This window comes from Variovorax sp. PDC80, from assembly GCF_900115375.1.
In the GTDB taxonomy this organism is placed as follows: Bacteria; Pseudomonadota; Gammaproteobacteria; order Burkholderiales; family Burkholderiaceae_C; genus Variovorax.
Genome location: NZ_FOWG01000009.1, coordinates 260,651 through 278,783 on the forward strand (window position 1 = coordinate 260,651; position 18,133 = coordinate 278,783).

At 69.7% G+C, this 18,133-nt stretch carries 15 protein-coding genes; all 15 read left to right on the forward strand.

What is annotated here, in order from left to right:
• Nucleotides 1-195 precede the first annotated feature (195 nt).
• The 15 genes from BM109_RS25555 to BM109_RS25625 all read left to right on the forward strand — a co-directional run bounded on the left by BM109_RS25555 (nucleotide 196) and on the right by BM109_RS25625 (nucleotide 18,061).
• A complete protein-coding gene (locus BM109_RS25555) occupies nucleotides 196-2,367 on the forward strand; it encodes a thiamine pyrophosphate-dependent enzyme (protein ID WP_093348936.1) in 2,172 nt (723 codons plus the stop codon).
• A gap of 8 nt (nucleotides 2,368-2,375) precedes the next feature.
• A complete protein-coding gene (locus BM109_RS25560; RefSeq protein ID WP_093348938.1) occupies nucleotides 2,376-3,869 on the forward strand; it encodes an indolepyruvate oxidoreductase subunit beta family protein in 1,494 nt (497 codons plus the stop codon).
• Nucleotides 3,870-3,891: 22 nt separating this feature from the next.
• The gene (locus BM109_RS25565; RefSeq protein WP_093348941.1) at nucleotides 3,892-4,878 is read left to right on the forward strand and encodes a PDR/VanB family oxidoreductase; all 987 of its coding nucleotides are present in this window, start codon (nucleotides 3,892-3,894) and stop codon (nucleotides 4,876-4,878) included.
• Nucleotides 4,879-4,894: 16 nt separating this feature from the next.
• On the forward strand, nucleotides 4,895-6,211 hold the full coding sequence (locus BM109_RS25570) for an aromatic ring-hydroxylating dioxygenase subunit alpha (RefSeq protein ID WP_093348943.1): 1,317 nt from the start codon (nucleotides 4,895-4,897) through the stop codon (nucleotides 6,209-6,211).
• Nucleotides 6,211-6,696, forward strand: a complete 486-nt coding sequence (locus tag BM109_RS25575; protein ID WP_093348946.1) for an aromatic-ring-hydroxylating dioxygenase subunit beta — start codon at nucleotides 6,211-6,213, stop codon at nucleotides 6,694-6,696. Before BM109_RS25570 ends, BM109_RS25575 begins: the two co-directional genes overlap by 1 nt.
• A 13-nt stretch (nucleotides 6,697-6,709) precedes the next feature.
• On the forward strand, nucleotides 6,710-8,338 hold the full coding sequence (locus BM109_RS25580) for an AMP-binding protein (protein ID WP_093348949.1): 1,629 nt from the start codon (nucleotides 6,710-6,712) through the stop codon (nucleotides 8,336-8,338).
• A gap of 295 nt (nucleotides 8,339-8,633) precedes the next feature.
• Nucleotides 8,634-9,803, forward strand: a complete 1,170-nt coding sequence (locus BM109_RS25585) for a thiolase family protein (RefSeq protein WP_093348952.1) — start codon at nucleotides 8,634-8,636, stop codon at nucleotides 9,801-9,803.
• Nucleotides 9,800-11,056 carry an SDR family NAD(P)-dependent oxidoreductase gene (locus tag BM109_RS25590; RefSeq protein WP_093348955.1) on the forward strand — a complete coding sequence of 419 codons (1,257 nt, stop codon included), beginning with the start codon at nucleotides 9,800-9,802 and terminating at the stop codon, nucleotides 11,054-11,056. The genes BM109_RS25585 and BM109_RS25590 overlap by 4 nt, the downstream gene beginning before the upstream one ends.
• Nucleotides 11,057-11,084: 28 nt before the next feature.
• Nucleotides 11,085-11,897, forward strand: coding sequence for a cyclase family protein (locus BM109_RS25595; protein ID WP_093348958.1), 813 nt, complete (start codon nucleotides 11,085-11,087; stop codon nucleotides 11,895-11,897).
• Nucleotides 11,894-12,625, forward strand: a complete 732-nt coding sequence (locus BM109_RS25600; RefSeq protein ID WP_093348960.1) for an SDR family oxidoreductase — start codon at nucleotides 11,894-11,896, stop codon at nucleotides 12,623-12,625. Before BM109_RS25595 ends, BM109_RS25600 begins: the two co-directional genes overlap by 4 nt.
• 52 nt (nucleotides 12,626-12,677) lie before the next feature.
• A complete protein-coding gene (locus BM109_RS25605) occupies nucleotides 12,678-13,844 on the forward strand; it encodes an ABC transporter substrate-binding protein (RefSeq protein ID WP_093348963.1) in 1,167 nt (388 codons plus the stop codon).
• A gap of 55 nt (nucleotides 13,845-13,899) precedes the next feature.
• The gene (locus tag BM109_RS25610; RefSeq protein ID WP_093348966.1) at nucleotides 13,900-15,039 is read left to right on the forward strand and encodes an ABC transporter substrate-binding protein; all 1,140 of its coding nucleotides are present in this window, start codon (nucleotides 13,900-13,902) and stop codon (nucleotides 15,037-15,039) included.
• 22 nt (nucleotides 15,040-15,061) lie between these two features.
• Entirely contained in the window at nucleotides 15,062-16,393 is a 1,332-nt protein-coding gene (locus BM109_RS25615; protein WP_093348969.1) for an aromatic ring-hydroxylating dioxygenase subunit alpha, read from the forward strand.
• Nucleotides 16,390-16,854: an aromatic-ring-hydroxylating dioxygenase subunit beta gene (locus tag BM109_RS25620; RefSeq protein WP_093348972.1), complete on the forward strand. Its 465-nt coding sequence runs from the start codon at nucleotides 16,390-16,392 to the stop codon at nucleotides 16,852-16,854. Before BM109_RS25615 ends, BM109_RS25620 begins: the two co-directional genes overlap by 4 nt.
• Before the next feature lie 46 nt (nucleotides 16,855-16,900).
• On the forward strand, nucleotides 16,901-18,061 hold the full coding sequence (locus tag BM109_RS25625) for an ABC transporter substrate-binding protein (protein ID WP_093348974.1): 1,161 nt from the start codon (nucleotides 16,901-16,903) through the stop codon (nucleotides 18,059-18,061).
• Nucleotides 18,062-18,133: the final 72 nt, after the last annotated feature.

Below are 18,133 nucleotides of genomic sequence, written 5' to 3' on the forward strand. Positions count from 1 at the left end.
TTCTCCCGATGCCCATCGAACGACCCGAAAGTGGCACGCGGCTTGCGTGTCTAGGGTTATTCATGATTGTGGATAGATTCATTTCTAAACAGTATACGTACCAAGGCCCGCACAAGCACTCATCGCTTTTCTGCAGGTGATGCATGAACGGGCCACCGCCCACACGGTGACGTCGATCCAGGAAAAGAGCAAGCCATGGCCGAGCGTTCGTTTGTCGAAGAAGTGAAGAAACTGCGGCTGTCCGCCGGTGAAGTGTTCCGCGGCGAAGGCATCCTCGCCGTCACCAAGGCGCTGCTCGAATCGGGCGTGTCCTACGTCGCGGGCTACCAGGGCGCGCCGATCTCGCACCTGATGGACGTGCTGGCCGATGCGCAGGACATCCTCGCCGACCAGGGCATCCGTTTCGAGAACAGCGCGAGCGAGGCCACGGCCGCCGCCACGCTCGCGGCCTCGGTCAACTACCCGTTGCGCGGTGCCGTGACCTTCAAGGCCACGGTCGGCACCAACGTCGCATCCGATGCGCTGGCCAACCTCGCCTCGGGCGGCGTGACCGGCGGCGCGCTGGTGATCGTGGGCGAGGACTACGGCGAAGGCTCCTCGATCATGCAGGAGCGCAGCCACGCCTTCGCGATGAAGTCGCAGATCTGGCTGCTCGATCCGCGGCCCAACCTGCCGAGCATCGTCGAGGCCGTGAAGCAGGGCTTCGAGCTCTCCGAGGCCAGCCACACGCCCGTGATGCTGCAGCTGCGCATCCGCGCCTGCCACGTGCACGGCCAGTTCGTCGCCGCCGACAACCGCCGCGCCGCCTACTCGGTGCAGGAAGCGGCCGAGAACCCGCAGCGCGACGTGAGCCGCATCGTGCTGCCGCCCGCGAGCTTCGTGCACGAACAGGAGAAGGTGAAGGAGCGCTGGCCCGCGGCCGTGCGCTTCATCGAGGAACGCGGCCTCAACGAGTTCTTCGCCGACGGCGCCGACGACATCGGCATCGTGGTGCAGGGTGGCAGCTACAACACGCTGGTGCGCGCGCTCGAGCGCCTGGGCCTGGCCGACGTCTACGGCAACAGCCGCATCCCGCTGTACGTGATGAACGTCGCCTACCCGGTGATCGACAGCGAGGTGGTGCGCTTCTGCGAAGGCAAGCGCGCGGTGCTGATGGTGGAGGAGGGCCAGCCCAACTTCATCGAGCAGAACATCGCGACCATCCTGCGCCAGCGCGGCGTGACCACCGCGCTGCACGGCAAGGACATGCTGCCGGTGGCCGGCGAGTACACGGCCGCCGAACTGCTGCAGGGCGCGCGCGTCTTCTGCGAGCGCTACGGTCGCCTCGCGCCGCAACCGGCCGCGCCCGTGCCGGCCCCGGTGCGCAAGGTGATCCCGCTGATCGAGCTGCCGAGCGAGCCGGCCGCGCCGCTGGCCGACAGCGTGCACGCGCGCCCGCCGGGCTTCTGCACCGGCTGCCCCGAGCGCCCGATCTTCAGCGCGATGAAGCTGGTCGAGCGCGAGCTCGGTCCGCACCACGTGAGCGCCGACATCGGCTGCCACCTGTTCTCGATCCTGCCGCCGTTCCACATCGGCAACACCACCATGGGCTACGGCCTCGGCGGCGCGGGCGCGGCCGCCATGGGCGCGCCGCGCGGCAAGCGCGCGATCGCGATGATGGGCGACGGCGGCTTCTGGCACAACGGCCTCACGAGCGGCGTCGCCAACGCGGTGTTCAACCAGAGCGACAACCTCACGATCGTCGTCGACAACAACTACACCTCGGCCACCGGCGGGCAGGACATCCTGTCGTCCAAGGCCGTCAACGCCACTCGCAGCACCGGCCACGCGATCGAGCGCGCGGTGCGCGGCGTGGGCGTGAACTGGGTGCGCACCATCCGCCGCACCTACGACGTGGCCGGTATGCGCGATGCGCTCAAGGAGGCGCTGACCACCAAGGAGAAGGGCCCGAAGGTCCTGATCGCGCAGTCCGAGTGCATGCTCAACAAGCAGCGGCGCGAGAAGCCGCTGGTGCGCAAGGCCATCGCCGACGGCAAGCGCATGGTGCGCGAGAAGTTCGGCGTCGATGCCGACACCTGCACCGGCGACCACTCCTGCATCCGGCTCTCGGGTTGCCCCTCGCTGTCGATCAAGACCAACCCCGATCCGCTGCGCACCGACCCGGTCGCCACCGTGCTCGAGAGCTGCGTGGGCTGCGGCAACTGCGGCGACGTCTCGCACGCGGCCGTGCTGTGCCCTTCGTTCTACAAGGCGCGCATCGTCAGCAATCCCACCGGCTGGGACCGGCTGCGCGAGCGCGTGCGCGGCGCCGTCATCGGCTGGCTGCAGCGCGGCGCTGCGCGCCGGCGCGAGGCCTATTCGTTCTGAGCGCGCCGATGACCACGCAACAACCGATCAAGATCGCGATCCTCGCCATGGGCGGCGAGGGCGGCGGCGTGCTGGCCGACTGGATCGTCGACATGGGCGAGGCCAACGGCTGGGTCGCCCAGACCACCTCCGTGCCCGGCGTGGCGCAGCGCACCGGCGCCACCATCTACTACGTGGAGCTGTTCCCCGAGGCCGCCGCGCGCGCCGATGGCGGCCAGCCGGTGCTGGCGCTGATGCCGCTGCCGGGCGACGTCGACCTGGTGCTGGCTTCCGAGCTGATGGAAGCCGGCCGCGCAGTGCAGCGCGGGCTGGTCACGCCAGACCGCACCACGCTGATCGCCTCCACGCACCGCGTCTATTCGATTGCCGAGAAGAGCGCGATGGGCGACGGCCGCGTCGACAGCCGCGAGCTGCTCGCGCATGCGGGGCGCGCCGCGCACCGCTTCATCCGCTTCGACATGGCGCAGGCCGCCGAAGACGCGGGCAGCGTGATCAGCGCCGTGCTGTTCGGCGCGCTCGCGGGCTCGGGCGTGCTGCCCTTCGGCCGCGCCCAGTTCGAGGCCACCATCGAACGCGGCGGCGTCGGCGTGAAGCCCAGCCTGCGCGCCTTCGGTGCCGCCTTCGCGCGCGCCCAGTCCGAGGAGGGCGAAGCGCCCGCGCCGGCCCTGCCGCCGGCCGCGCCGCCGCAGCCGCGCCATCCCGCGGTGCGCGCGCTGGTCGAGCGGGTGCAAAAGGATTTCGCGCCCGCGCAGCATGCGCTGCTGCTCGAGGGCGTGCGCCGCCTCATCGACTACCAGGACCCGGCCTATGCGGGCCTCTACCTCGACCGCGCCGCCGCGCTGCAGTCGCTGGCCAGCCCGGCGTTGCTCGAGGTCGCGGCGCGCCACCTGGCGCTGTGGATGTCCTATGAGGACACGGCGCGCGTCGCCTCGCTCAAGATCCGCGCGACCCGCTTCGACCGCGTGCGCGACGAGTCGCGCGTGCAGGCCGACCAACTGCTCGCGATCCACGAGTACATGCATCCGCGGCTGCAGGAGATCTGCGAGACCCTGCCCGCGGGCCTGGGCCGTTGGCTCATGCGCACCGGCTGGGCGCGCGGCCTGGTCGAGCGCTTCACGCAGAAAGGCCGCGTGGTGCAGACCAGCTCGCTGCACGGCTACCTGTTGCTGTCCACCGTGGCCGGCATGGGCCGCTGGCGCCGTTCCACGCTGCGCTACGCGGACGAGAACCGGCGCATCGAGGCCTGGCTGGCCGAGATCGCCGCCACCGCCGCGCGCAACACCGAGCTCGCGATCGAGGTCGCGCAGTGCCAGCGGCTGGTCAAGGGCTACAGCGACACGCACGAACGCGGTCTGCGCAACTACGACACCGTGATGGCGGCCCTGCGCCGTGCCGGCGATGCGCTCGCGCCGGCCACCTTGCGCGAGCTGCGCAATGCCGCGCTGGCCGACGAGCACGGCCACCAGCTGCAGGCGGCGCTGGTACGCCACGCGCTGGCCTGAACGACGAAGAAGAGACGACACCATGGCCTCCGATCCCACGACCCTTCGCCTGCGCGTCGCCGAGGCGCGCGAACTCAATCCGCTGGTCCGGCTGTTCCGCCTGCGCGCCGACGATGGCGCCGCGCTGCCGGGCTTCGAGGCCGGCGCCCACATCCGCGTGCGCGTCGACCTCGGCAACGGCCAGTCGGACTGGCGCCACTATTCGCTGATCGACTTCGCGGCGGGCGGCCAGCCGGCACCGGCCGAGTACCTGATCGCGGTGCGCAAGGAGGCCGCGGGCCGCGGCGGCTCGCGCTTCATGCACGAGCGGCTGCGCGAGGGCGACACCATCGAGGCCGAGCCGCCGAAGAACGATTTTCCGCTGCACGCCGGCACGGGCCGCGCGGTGCTGCTGGCCGGCGGCATCGGCATCACGCCGCTCGCGAGCATGGCCGCGCACCGCCGCGCGCAGGGCCTGCCGGTGGAACTGCACTACGCGGGCCGCAGCCGCGCGCTGATGGCCTTCCTGCCCGAGCTCGGCGAGCTGCTGGGCACCGACCTGCTGCTGCACGACGACGAGTCGAAGGGCGCGCCCTTCGACGTGGGCGCGCTGCTCGCGCGCTGCGATCCGGCCGACCAGCTCTATGTCTGCGGCCCCAAGCCCATGCTCGACGCCGTGCTGGCCCAGACCCAGGCGCGCGGCTGGAACAGCGACCGGGTGCACTTCGAGCTCTTCACCGCGCCCGTGGTGGAGGAGGGCGACCATGCCTTCGAGGTCGAGCTCGCCATGTCGGGCCAGCGCTTCACCGTGCCGGCCGACCAGAGCATCCTCGACTGCCTGATCGAGCATGGCTGCGACCCGATGTTCGACTGCAAGCGCGGCGAATGCGGCGTGTGCGCCGTGCCAGTGATCGACGGCGAGATCGACCACCGCGACTACGTGCTCACGGCACGCGAGAAGGCCGCGGGCAACGTGATCCAGATCTGCATCTCCCGCGCCAAGGGCCAGCGGCTGGTGCTCGATCTCTGACCCAAGGAGTCCACGCATGACCAGCTACCGAGGCAATCCCGACGCGGTCCGCGCGCTGGTGCGGCCCGATCGCGTGCACCGCGACCTCTACATCAGCGAGGAGATCTTCGCGCTCGAGCAGGAGCACTTCTTCGCCAACACCTGGAACTACGTCGGCCACGAGAGCCAACTGCCCAAGCCCGGCGACTACATCACCAACGAGATCGCGGGCCGGCCGCTGATCGTGGTGCGCCATGCCGACGGCAGCGTGCGCGTGCTGATGAACCGCTGCGCACACAAGGGTTCCCGGCTGGTGAGCGCGCCCTGCGGCAACACCGGCAAGTTCTTCCGCTGCCCGTATCACGCCTGGACCTTCAAGACCGACGGTTCGCTGCTGTCGATCCCGCTGAAGAACGGCTACGAGGGCACGCAGCTGCACGACTGCGAGGCTTCCAAGGGGCTGGTGCCGGTGGCCGGCGTGCGCAGCTACCGCGGCTTCGTCTTCGTGAAGATCAACGACGTCGGCCCCTCGTTCGAGGAGTACTTCGGCGACTCGCTGAGCTCGATCGACAACATGGCCGACCGCTCGCCCGAGGGCGAGCTCGAGATCGCCGGCGGCTGCCTGCGCTTCACGCACCAGTGCAACTGGAAGATGTTCGTCGAGAACCTCAACGACACCATGCACCCGATGGTGGCGCACGAGTCCTCGGCCGGCACCGCCAAGACCATGTGGGCCGGCAAGCCCGCCGACGAGCCCAAGCCGATGGCGATCGAGCAGTTCGTGCCCTTCATGTCGGACTACAAGTTCTTCGAGGACATGGGCGTTCGCACCTACGACAACGGCCACAGCTTCACGGGCGTCAACTTCAGCATCCACAGCAAGTACAAGGCGATCCCCGCGTACGACGACGCGATGAAGGCCCGCTACGGCGAGGAGCGCACCGCGCAGATCCTCGGCATGGCGCGCCACAACACGGTCTACTACCCGAACCTCACGATCAAGGGCGCGATCCAGGCGATCCGCGTGGTCAAGCCGGTCTCGGCCGGCATGTCGATCGTCGAGAGCTGGACCTTCCGCCTCAAGGGCGCGCCGCCCGAGCTGCTGCAGCGCACCACCATGTACAGCCGGCTCATCAACTCGCCGTTCTCGGTGGTGGGGCACGACGACCTGCAGGCCTACCGCGGCATGCAGGCCGGGCTGCATGCCAGCGGCAACGAGTGGGTGAGCCTGCACCGCAACTTCGAGGACGGCGAGGCCGAGCGCAGCGGCGAGGCCACCACCGTCGGCACCAGCGAACTGCCGATGCGCAACCAGTACCGCAGCTGGGCACGCTACATGACGGAGACGATGTGATGAGCGCCGCCGTCACGCACCAGCAGCTGGTCGATTTCGTGGTGCGCGAGTGCCGCCTGCTCGACGCCAAGCGCTACGAGGAGTGGAATGCGCTCTTCACCGACGAGGCTTTCTACTGGGTGCCGCTGATTCCCGACCAGGAGGACGGCATCAACCACACCTCGCACATGTACGAGGACAAGCTGCTGCGCGAGCTGCGCATCGAGCGCCTGAAGAGCCCGCGCGCCTTCTCGCAGCAGCCGCCGAGCCGCTGCCACCACTTGCTGCAGGCGCCCACGGTCGAGGAGTTCGACGAAGCCGCCAATCGCTACGTGGTGCGCACGGAGTTCCACTACACCGAATGCCAGGGCGACGAGCTGCAGTTCTACGTCGGCACCTTCTTCCACCACCTGCTGTGGCAGGACGGCGCGCTGCGCATGACGCTCAAGCGCGTGAACCTGCTGAACTGCGACGCGGCGCTGCCCGCGGTGCAGCTCTTCATCTGAACGGACGACCGCGATGACGCATCCCACCGTCCATGCCGCCTTCGCCGCCTCGGCGGCGCGCACGCCCGAGGCCGAATTCCTGTGCGTCGAGCCGGTCACGGCCACGAGCTATGGCATCGAGGCCGGCAGCATCCGCTGGCGCGAGGCCGTGGCCGAGGTCGACCGGCTGCGCGAAGCCTATGCACGCGCGGGCTACGGCCATGGCCACCGCGTCGGGCTGCTGCTCGAGAACCGGCCGGCCTTCCTGTACCACTGGTTCGCGCTCAATGCGCTCGGCGTGAGCGTGGTGCCGATCAATGCCGAGATGCGCGCGGCCGAGCTGGCCTACCTGATCGGCCACAGCGGGATCGAGCTCGCCGTGAGCCTGCCGCAGCGCGCCGACGACCTGCGCGCGGCGGCGCAACGCGAAGGTGCCACGCTCGACGTGATGCAGGCCTCGGACCCCGAAGTGCCGCCGGCCCGCAGCAGCGCACCGCGCGCGCACGAACCCGTGGGCCCCCACACCGAATGCGCGCTGCTCTACACCTCGGGCACCACCGGGCGTCCCAAGGGCTGCATGCTGGGCAACGAGTACTTCATCCGCGCGGGCGAATGGTATGCGGGGCTCGACGGCGTGTGCGAGGTGCGCCGCGACCGCGAGCGGATCATCACGCCGCTGCCGCTCAACCACGTGAACGCGATGGCCTTCTCGACCATGGTGATCCTGGTGGCCGGCGGCTGCCTGATCCAGCTCGACCGCTTCCATCCGAAGAGCTGGCTGCACAGCGTGCGCGAGACCGGCGCGACCATCGTCCATTACCTCGGCGTGATGCCCGCGATGCTGCTGGCCGCGCCCGCGTCGCCCTCCGACCGCGAGCATGCGGTGCGCTGGGCTTTCGGTGCCGGCGTGGACCGGCGCAACCATGGCGTGTTCGAGGAGCGCTTCGGCTTCCCGCTGGTCGAGGCCTGGGCCATGACCGAAACCGGTGCCGCCGCCTGCGTGATGGCGAACCACGAACCGCGCCACATCGGCACGAGCTGCTTTGGCCGGCCCGAGGATTTCGTCGAGCTGCGGCTGGTCGACGAGGCCGGCACGGACGTGCCGGTGGGCACGCCGGGCGAACTGCTGGTGCGCAGCGCGGGTCCCGATCCGCGCCGCTATTTCTTCTCGGGCTATCTCAAGGACGAAGCCGCGACCCAGGAGGCTTGGGCCGATGGCTGGTTCCACACGGGCGACATGGTGCGCCGCGAATCCGACGGCAGCCTCTGCTTCGTCGACCGCAAGAAGAACGTGATCCGCCGCAGCGGCGAGAACATCTCGGCGGTGGAGGTCGAGAGCGTGCTGAACCAGCATCCGGCGGTGAAGAGCTCGGCCGTGGCCGCGACGCCCGATGCGGTGCGCGGCGACGAGGTGCTGGCCTGCATCGTGCTGCACGAGGCGGTGGGCGTGGATGCCCGTTCCGCCATGGCGCTGAGCATCGTGGCGCATGCGCTCGACCAACTCGCCTACTACAAGGCGCCTGGCTATGTGGCGTTCGTCGATGCCTTGCCGCTCACGGCTTCTCAGAAGATTCAACGCGGGGAGTTGCGTGTGCTGGCCCAGGGTTTGCCTGGGCAGGTGCATTGCATCGATACGCGTGGGTTGAAGAAGAGGCAGGGGTGATGGACATGCGCTTGATTCGTTCGGGACGGGCTCACGCCGACGGGGTACTCCCCTCCGCGAATGTCCCCCGCCCTTCGGGCTCCTCCTTTATTTCGCTGCGGGGAGTACCCCGCCGGCGTGCGCCAGACGCGCAGCGCTCGATCGGCCGGCACCACCGCTGCGCCTCCCGTGCACAGGGCAGTGGGTGCTTCCCGCAGCGAAATAAAGGAGGAGCCGAAGGCGGGGGACATTCGCGGAGGGAAGTACCCGCTGTCCTGTGCACGCGCCCCAGCCCGAACAAAGTGGAACCAACACAATGACCCACCGCCAATCCTACGAAGGCGTAGCCGTAGCGGTCCCCGTCACGGTGCCCTACCAGCGTTACTCCACGCTCACCGCCCATTGGTTTCTCGGCCAGGCCATCGAGGCTCTCGTCAAGGACAGCGGAGTAGACAAAGACGCAATAGACGGCCTCTGCATCAGCAGCTTCTCGCTCGCCCCAGACACCGCAGTAGGCGTCACCCAGCACCTGGGCCTCTCGCCACGCTGGCTCGACCACGTACCGACCGGCGGTGCCTCGGGCGTGATGTGCCTGCGACGTGCCGCGCGCGCGGTGCAGAGTGGCGATGCCGATGTCGTGGCCTGCGTGGCGGCCGACACCAACCATGTCGACTCCTTCCGCCAGACCCTCGGCAGCTTCAGCAACTTCGCGCGCGATGCCACCTATCCCTACGGATCGGGCGGGCCCAATTCGATCTTCGCGATGATCACCGCGCACTACATGCGGCGCTTCGGTGCCAAGCGCGAGGACTTCGGCCGCATCGCGGTGGACCAGCGCGCCAATGCGCTGCGCAATCCCAACGCCATGTTCAAGAAGCCGCTCACGCTCGACGAATACATGGACGCGCGGCCGATCGCCGAGCCCTTGCACCTGTTCGATTGCGTCATGCCCTGCGCGGGGGCCGAGGCCTTCCTCGTGATGAGCGAGGAGCGTGCGCGCGACCTCGGCCTTGCCCACGTCGCGATCCGCGGCGCCATCGAGCGCCACAACGCCTATTCGGAAGACCCGGTGATGGTGCAGGGCGGCTGGCGCCGCGACCGCGACGACCTCTATGCCCAGGCCGGCGCCGCGCCCGCGCAGGTCGACTTCATCCAGACCTACGACGACTACCCCGTGATCGCCATGATGCAGTTCGAGGACCTGGGCTTCTGCGAGAAGGGCGAGGGCCCGGCCTTCGTGCGCTCGCACACCATGACCTGCGAAGGCAGCTTTCCCAACAACACCAGCGGCGGCCAGCTGTCCGCGGGCCAGGCCGGCGCCGCGGGCGGCTTCCTCGGCATGACCGAGACCATCCGCCAACTCACCGACACCGCGGGCGCGCGCCGCGTGCCCGACGCGAAGCTGGGCCTCGTGGCCGGCTTCGGCATGGTCACCTACGACCGCTGCCTGTGCACCGGCGCCGTCCTCCTGGGGAGAAGCCAATGACCATGCCCCTCATGCGCCCCCCGCGCAAGAACCCCGTGCTGCGCACGCGGCAGATGAACCTGCCGCCCTGGCAGCGCGGCCGCATCGCGCTGGGCATCACCGCCGCCGCGGCCGAGGGCCGCTTCGAGCTGCAGACCTGCGAGGACTGCGGCACCGTGCAGTACCCGCCGCGCGCGGCCTGCCACAAGTGCCTGTCGCCGCACCTCGCCTGGCGCGAGCAGGACGGCGAGGGCGAGCTGCTGAGCAGCACCACGCTGCATCACAGCAACGACCTGTTCTTCCGCGAACGCCTGCCCTGGCGGCTGGGCCTGGTGCATCTCGATGCCGGCCCGACGCTGATGGTGCACCTGCACGGCGAGGTCGGCGAGGCGCCCTCGCGCGTCAAGGTGGGCGCGCGGCTCGATCGCGCGGGACAGGCGGTACTGATCGGATTCCCGAAGGAAGGAAGTGCACACATGGCCGACGACAGGATGCTCAGAGAAATGACCAGCGACCCCAAGTTCCGCAAGGTGCTGGTGACCGACGGCAAGACCGAGGTCGGGCAGGCGATCGTGCGCGCCCTCGTGAAGGCCGGTGCCGACATCGTCTGGGTCGGCCATGCCGAACCCTGGAAGAAGCTCGGCGACGGCCTCGACGACATCGGCGCGCTGCCGCAGGTCACGCTGGTGCCGCTCGACCTCACCAACGGCCGGCAGGTGACCGAGCTCGCGGGCTCCATCGGTGGCAAGGTCGACATCGTCATCAACAACGCCGAGGTGCACCGCACCTTCGGCATCGCCTCGCGGCGCGGCACCGACGTGGCCAAGGCCGAGATGGACATCAACTACTTCGGCGCGCTGCGGCTGGCGCAGGAGTTCGGTCCCGCGCTCAAGGGCCGCTCGGCCGACGGCGCCACCGGTGCCACCGCCTGGGTCAACCTGCTGTCGATCTACGCGCTGAGCAACTACCCGGCGCACGGCACCTTCAGCGCCTCGAAGGCCGCCGCCTATTCGCTCGCCCAGTGCCTGCGCGCCGAGATGCGGCCAGCCGGCATCCGGGTCGTCAACGTGTTCCCGGGCCCGATCGACGACGAGTGGAACCAGCACATGCCGCCGCCCAAGCTCGGCGCCCCGGCGCTCGCGAGCGCGATCGTGAAGGCGCTGCGCGATGGCGTGGAAGACGTCTACCCCGGCGACGTGGCGCAGGAGTGGCTCGAGCGCTGGCGCGACAACCCCAAGGTGCTGGAACGCGAACTCGCGGCCGGCGGCAGCTGAAGACAGACAGAGACAGGAGCGCTCCCCGATGACCACCAGCAACCCCACGCTCACCCCGGCGCAGATCCTCGCGGGCCTGGCCGGCGCCCTGGCCGGCGGCGGCATCCGCGTGATCGACCTCACCCAGACCCTGACGCCCGAGTTCCCGCAGATCGCGCTGCCGCCCGAGATGGGCCAGTGCTGGCCGTTCCGCATCGAGGAGGTCTCGAAGTACGACGAGCGCGGGCCCGGCTGGTACTGGAACAACTTCTCCTGCGGCGAACACACCGGCACCCACTTCGATGCGCCGATCCACTGGATCTCGGGCCGCGACCTGCCGAACAACTCGGTCGACACCATTCCCGTGCAGCACTTCGTGGCGCCGGCCTGCGTCATCGACTGCTCGCCGCAGGTCAAGGACGATCCCGACTACCTGCTCACGCCCGCGGACATCGAGGACTACGAGGCGAAGCACGGCCGCATCCCGGCCGGCGCCTGGGTGCTGATGCGCACCGACTGGTCGAAGCGCCACGACCCCGAGGCCTACCAGAACTTCGACGAGACCGGCCAGCACACCCCGGGCCCGAGCACCGAGGCCGTGCGCTTCCTGGTCGAGCAGCGCGACGTGCTGGGCTTCGGCTCCGAGGCCATCGGCACCGATGCCGGCCAGGGCTACCACCTGCGCCCGCCGTACCCCTGCCACTACTACATGCACGGCGCGGGCCGCTACGGCCTGCAGTGCCTCAGCAACCTCGACCTGCTGCCGCCCGCGGGCGCGATGCTGATCTGCCCGCCACTGAAGATCGAGAAGGGCAGCGGCAGCCCGCTGCGCGTGCTCGCGCTGGTGGGAGCACCTGCATGAGCGACGCACCGAAGACCGCCGTCGTCACCGGCGGCAGCGCCGGCATCGGCAAGGCCATCTGCCTCGACCTGCTCGAGCAGGACTACGAGGTCGTCTCGCTCGCGCGCCGCAAGGCCGAGATCGACCATCCGAAGCTGCACAGCATCGAGGTCGACCTGGCCGACCGCGCGGCCACGGCCGAGGCCGCGAAGGAACTCGTGTCGCGCTTCGAGGTGAGCACCGTGGTCCACAACGCCGGCGTGATCCGCGCCGCGCTGCTGCCCGAGGTCCAGCTGTCCGACCTCGACGCGCTGGTCGACCTGCACCTGGGCTGCGCGATCCAGCTCGTGCAGGCCGCGCTGCCCGCGATGCGCGCGCGCCGCTTCGGCCGCGTGGTGCTGCTGTCGTCGCGCGCCGCGCTGGGCTTGGCCACGCGCACCAGCTACTCGGCCACCAAGGCCGGCATGCTGGGCATGGCGCGCACCTGGGCGCTCGAGCTCGCGCCCGAGGGCATCACCGTCAACGTGGTGGCGCCCGGGCCGATCCGCACCGACATGTTCTACGACGTGGTCGAGGCCGGCAGCGAGAAGGAACGCGCGCTGGCCGCCAGCGTGCCGGTGCGCCGCCTCGGCGAATCGGCCGACGTGGCGCGCGCCGTGCGCTTCTTCGCCGACCCTGCCAACAGCTTCGTCACCGGCCAGGTGCTCTACGTCTGCGGCGGCACCAGCGTCGGCAGCCTGGCGCTCTGAATCCCCACCACCGAGTTCCCGTCACCCACCCCCTCACTCCAGGAGAAGAAGCATGACAGTCATGACCCGAATCCGTGCCCTCGCGGGCCTCGCCGTGGCCGCGGGTGCGCTCGCGGTATCGAACGCCTGGGCGGCAGACCTCAAGGTCGGTTTCATCACCTCGCTGTCGGGGCCGGTGTCCTCGCTCGGCATTCCCTACGACAAGGGCATCAAGGCCGCGCAGGCCTACAAGTCCGAGGTCGGCGGGCGCAAGGTGCAGCTGATCGCGCTCGACGACGCCTCCGACCCCTCGACCGCCGCGCGCAACGCGCGCAAGCTGATCGAGGAGGACAAGGTCGACGTCATCATCGGCACCGCCGGCGCGCCGGGCTCGCTGGCCATCGCCGGCGTGGCGCGCGAGACCAGGACCCCGCTGATCTCGATCGCCAACGCCGACCTGCCGGGCGAGGAGGGCGCATGGATGGTGACGCTGCCGCAGCCCGCGCCGCTGATGATGGGCGCGATGGTCGAGAAGATGAAGCAGGCGGGCGTGAAGAGCGTGGCCTACATCGGCTACTCCGACGCCTGGGGCGACCTGGTCTACGACGCGCTCAACAAGGCCGCGCCCGCGGCCGGCATCAAGGTGGTGAGCAACGAGCGCTATGCGCGCAGCGACTCCTCGGTCGCCGGCCAGGTGCTCAAGATCGTCGCGCTGCGCCCCGACGCCGTGATCACCGGCGCCTCGGGCACGCCCGGCGCGCTGCCCTACCTCGCGCTGACCGAGCGCGGCTACAAGGGAAAGATCTACGGCATGCACTCGCTGATCAACCCCGACTTCATCCGCGTCGGCGGTCCCTCGGTCGATGGCCTGCTCGCGCCCACGGGCCCGGTGGTGGTGGCCGAGCAGCTGCCCGACACCAACCCGATGAAGAAGATCGCGCTCGACTTCCGCGCCGCCTTCCAGAAGGCCAACGGCGCGCCGCCGACCGACACCTTCTCGGCCTACAGCTTCGATGCCTGGCTGATCTACCTCGACGCCGCGCAGCGCGCGCTCGCCACCAAGGCCGAGCCCGGCACGCCGCAGTTCCGCCTCGCGCTGCGCGACGCCATCGTGAGCACCAAGGAGCTGGTGGGCACGCACTCGGTCTACAACTTCAAGCCCGACAACCGCTACGGCTCCGACGACCGCTCGCGCGTGGTGGTGCGGCTCGACAAGGGCCAGTGGAAGCTGGTGCCCTGAGCACGGCCCTTCGCGCGGCGCATTCCTTCCTTTCTCCCCAAGACACCACCCACCCATGAAACTCGCTCGCATCGCCGCGCTCGCGGCCGTCTCGCTCGCCGCGGCCCAGGCCTTCGCCGCCGACCTCAAGGTCGGCGTCATCAGCTCGCTCTCGGGCCCGGTCTCGGCGCTCGGCATTCCCTACGAGAAGGGCATCCGCGCCGCGCTCGCGCAGCAGCCGACCATCGCCGGCCACAAGGTCGAGCTGATCGTGCTCGACGACGCATCCGATCCCACCACCGCCGGGCGCAACGCGCGCAAGCTGGTGACCGAGGACAAGGTCGACGTGCTGATCGGCACTTCGGGCGTGCCTGGCGCGATGGCGATCGCGGCGGTGGCGCGCGAGCTCGGCACGCCGCTGATCTCGCCCACGCCGGTGTCGCTGCCGGGGCCGGAGAACGTGTGGACCGTCTCGGTCTCGCAGCCCTTCGAGCTGATGGTGGCGGCGGTGGTCAAGCGCATGCAGCAGGCCGGCGTGAAGTCGGTGGCCTTCATCGGTTTTTCCGACGCGCTCGGCGATCTCGCCTACGACTCGCTGATGAAGAGCGCGGCCGCGGCCGGCATCAAGGTGGTGGCGAACGAGCGCTATGCGCGCAGCGATTCCTCGGTGGCCGGGCAGGTGCTCAAGATCGTGGCGGCCAAGCCCGAGGCGGTGTTCGCGGGCAACTCGGGCACCCCCGGCGCGCTGCCCTACCTGGCGCTGGCCGAGCGCGGCTACAAGGGCCAGATCTACGGCACGCACGGCCTGATCAATGCCGACTTCGTGCGCGTGGGCGGCAAGTCCATCGAAGGCCTGCAGGTGCCCAGCGGCCCGGTGCTGGTGGCCGAGCAGCTCGATGCGGCCAACCCGATCCGCAAGGTGTCGATGGACTTCCGCGCGGCCTACCAGAAGGCGCACGGCGCGGCGCCGGTCGATGCCTTCTCGTCGTACACCTACGACGCCTACCTGCTGCTGGCCAACGCCGCGGCGCGCGCCAAGGGCGAGCCGGGCACGCCGGCCTATCGCACCTCGTTGCGCGACGCGATCAACGGCACCAAGGAGCTGGTCGGCACGCACGGCATCTACAACTTCAAGCCCGACAACCGCTACGGCTCGGACGAGCGCGCGGTGGTGATCGTGCGCATGGAAAAGGGCCAGTGGAAGCTGGTGCCCTGAGCGCCCGTAGCTGAAGCACCCCATGAGCCGCTACCGCGAACACCCCGAGGCGATCCGCGCGCTGGTCGAGGACCGGCGCGTGCACCGCGACGTCTACCTGAGCGAGGAGCTGTTCGCGCTCGAGCAGGAGCGCTTCTTCGCGCGCACCTGGCTGTTCGCGGGCCATGCGAGCGAGGTGCCCAAGGCCGGCGACTACCGCACGCTCGAGCTCGCGGGCCGGCCGCTGGTGATGGTGCGGCAGGCCGACGGCGCGCTGCGGGTGTTCTACAACCGCTGCGCCCACAAGGGCAGCCAGCTGGTGAGCGACGAGCGCGGCAACGCGGGCAAGTTCTTTCGCTGCCCCTACCACGCCTGGACCTACAAGCTCGACGGCGCGCCGCTCGCGCTGCCGCTGAAGTCGGGCTACGAGAACACCGGGCTCGCGCAGTGCGAGTCGGGGCGCGGGCTCTCGCCCGTGGCGGGCCTCGCGGTCTACCGCGACTTCGTGTTCGTGCGCCTGTCGCCGCGGGGTCCGAGCTTCGAGGACTATTTCGGCGGCGTGCTGCATGCCATCGACAACATGGTCGACCGCTCGCCCGAGGGCCGGCTCACGGTGGCCGGCGGCGTGCTGCGCAACATCGTCCACTGCAACTGGAAGATGTACCTCGAGAACATCAACGACACGGTGCATCCGATGTCGACGCACGAGTCGGCCACCGCCGCGGCCGAAGGCCTGTGGGCCGGCATCACGGCGGCCGAGCCCGATGCGGCCAAGCCGATGGCGATGGAGCAGATCCTGCCCTTCGGCGCGGGCTACGACTTCTTCGACCGCATGGGCGGGCGCGTCTATCCCAACGGCCACAGCGTGCTGGGCATCCACTTCAGCATCCATTCGAACTACGCGCAGCTGCCGGGCTACGAGGCCGCGATGCGCGCCGCGCACGGCGAGGAGCGCGCCACCGAGATCCTGCAGCGTTCGCCGCAGAACTCGGTGCTGTTCCCGAGCCTCTCGGTCAAGGGCTCGCCGCAGGCGATCCGCGTGATCCGCCCGCTCGCGGCCGACCGCACGCTGATCGAGGCCTGGAGCTTCCGCGCCGAGGGCGCGCCCGAGCTGCTGCTGGAGCGCTCGATGAACTACAACCGGCTCGTGTTCTCGCCGATGTCGGTGGTGGCGCACGACGACGTGCACCTGTTCGAGAGCATGCAGAAGGGCTTGCGCGGCGAAGGCAACGAGTGGGTGAGCCTGCACCGCGACTTCGACCCGGCCGAACTCGCGCAGGGAACGGCCGAGACCAACGGCACCAACGAGCTGCTGATGCGCAACCAGTTCCGCGCCTGGGCGAAGTTCATGGGCGAGCAGGGGGAGGGCGCATGAACGATGCCATCGACCTCGTGGTGCAGGAGGCGGCGCTGCTCGATGCGCGCCGCTTCGACGACTGGCTCGCGCTCTACGACGCCGAGTGCCTCTACTGGGTGCCGCTGCTCGGCGCGGCGCAGTCCGATCCGCGCAGCCACAACGCCATCGCCTGCGAGGACCGGCTGCTGCTGCAGCTGCGCGTCGACCGGCTGAAGAACCCGCGCGCGCATTCGCAGCATCCCGCGAGCCATTGCCAGCATGTGCTGCAGCGCTCGGTGCCGGAGGCCGACGAAGGCGGCGAGGTCGTGTTGCGCACCCCTTTCATCTACATCGAGGCACGCGGCGAATCCCAGGTGCTGCTCACCGGCAGCTACCGCCATCGGCTGGTTCGCATCGAAGACGGCTGGCGCATCCGCGAGAAGCGCGTCGACCTGCTCAACCCGGGCCAGGCATTGCCGGCCATCCAGCTTTTCATCTAGTTCCCTCCCTCGTTCCACTCCCCACCTTTCCTCCAGGAGCTTCGACATGACCCGCTTGATGCAGTCCCTTCGTCACGCCGCCGTGCTCGCGCTGGCCGCCGGCCTCGGCGCCGCCGCCTTCGCGGCCGACCTCAAGGTTGGCCTGAGCGTGTCGCTGTCGGGCCCGAACTCCTCGCTGGGCGTGCCCTATGCCAAGGGCATGCAGGCCGCGCTGGCCTACAAGGGCGAGATCAGCGGCCGCAAAGTGCAGCTGATCGTGCTCGACGACGGCTCCGACCCGACCACCGCGGGCCGCAATGCGCGCAAGCTGGTGGACGAGGAGAAGGTCGACGTGCTGATGGGCACCTCGGGCGTGCCGGCCGCGATCGCGATGGCGCAGGTCGGGCGCGATGCCAAGGTGCCGATGATCGGGCTCACGCCGATCCTGCTCGACCCGGCCGAGAACGGCTGGGTGATGACGGTGGCGCAGCCCACGCAGCTGATGATCGACGCGGTGGTCGAGCGCATGAAGAAGGACGGCGTGAAGTCGGTCGGCTACATCGGCTTCTCCGACGCCTGGGGCGACCTGGTCTACACCGCGCTGATGAAGGCCGCGCCGGCCGCCGGCATCCAGGTGCTGGGCAACGAGCGCTATGCGCGCGCCGACGCCTCGGTCACGGGCCAGGTGCTGAAGCTGCTCGCGATGAAGCCCGAGGCCGTGATGACCGGCGGCGCCGGCACGCCGGGCGCGCTGCCCTTCCTCGCGCTGCAGGAGCGCGGCTTCAAGGGCAAGGTGTACGGCCAGCACGGGCTGATCAACCCCGACTTCGTGCGCGTGGTCGGGGCCGCCGGCCAGGACGCGCTGATGCCCACCGGCCCGATCATCGTCGCCGAGCAGCTGCCGGCCGACCATCCCACGCGCAAGATCGGCCTCGAGTTCCGCAGCATCTTCCAGAAGGTCAACAACGCGCCCACCAGCGACGCCTTCTCGGCCTATTCCTTCGACGGCTACCTGGTGTTCGCCGATGCGGCCGCACGCGCGCTCACGAAGGCCGAGGCCGGCACGCCCGAGTTCCGGGTCGCGCTGCGCGACGCGATCTTCAGCACCAGGGAGGTCGTGGGCACGCACGGCGTCTACAACTTCAAGCCCGGCGATCTCTACGGCGTGGACCAGCGCGCGCGCGTGATCGTGAAGCTCGACAAGGGCCAATGGAAGCTCGCCCCCTGAGCGCGCTGCCTCCGATCCTCCATCCACCCACAGCAAGCAAGAAGCGAGAGCGATGACGAAGCGAAGGACTGT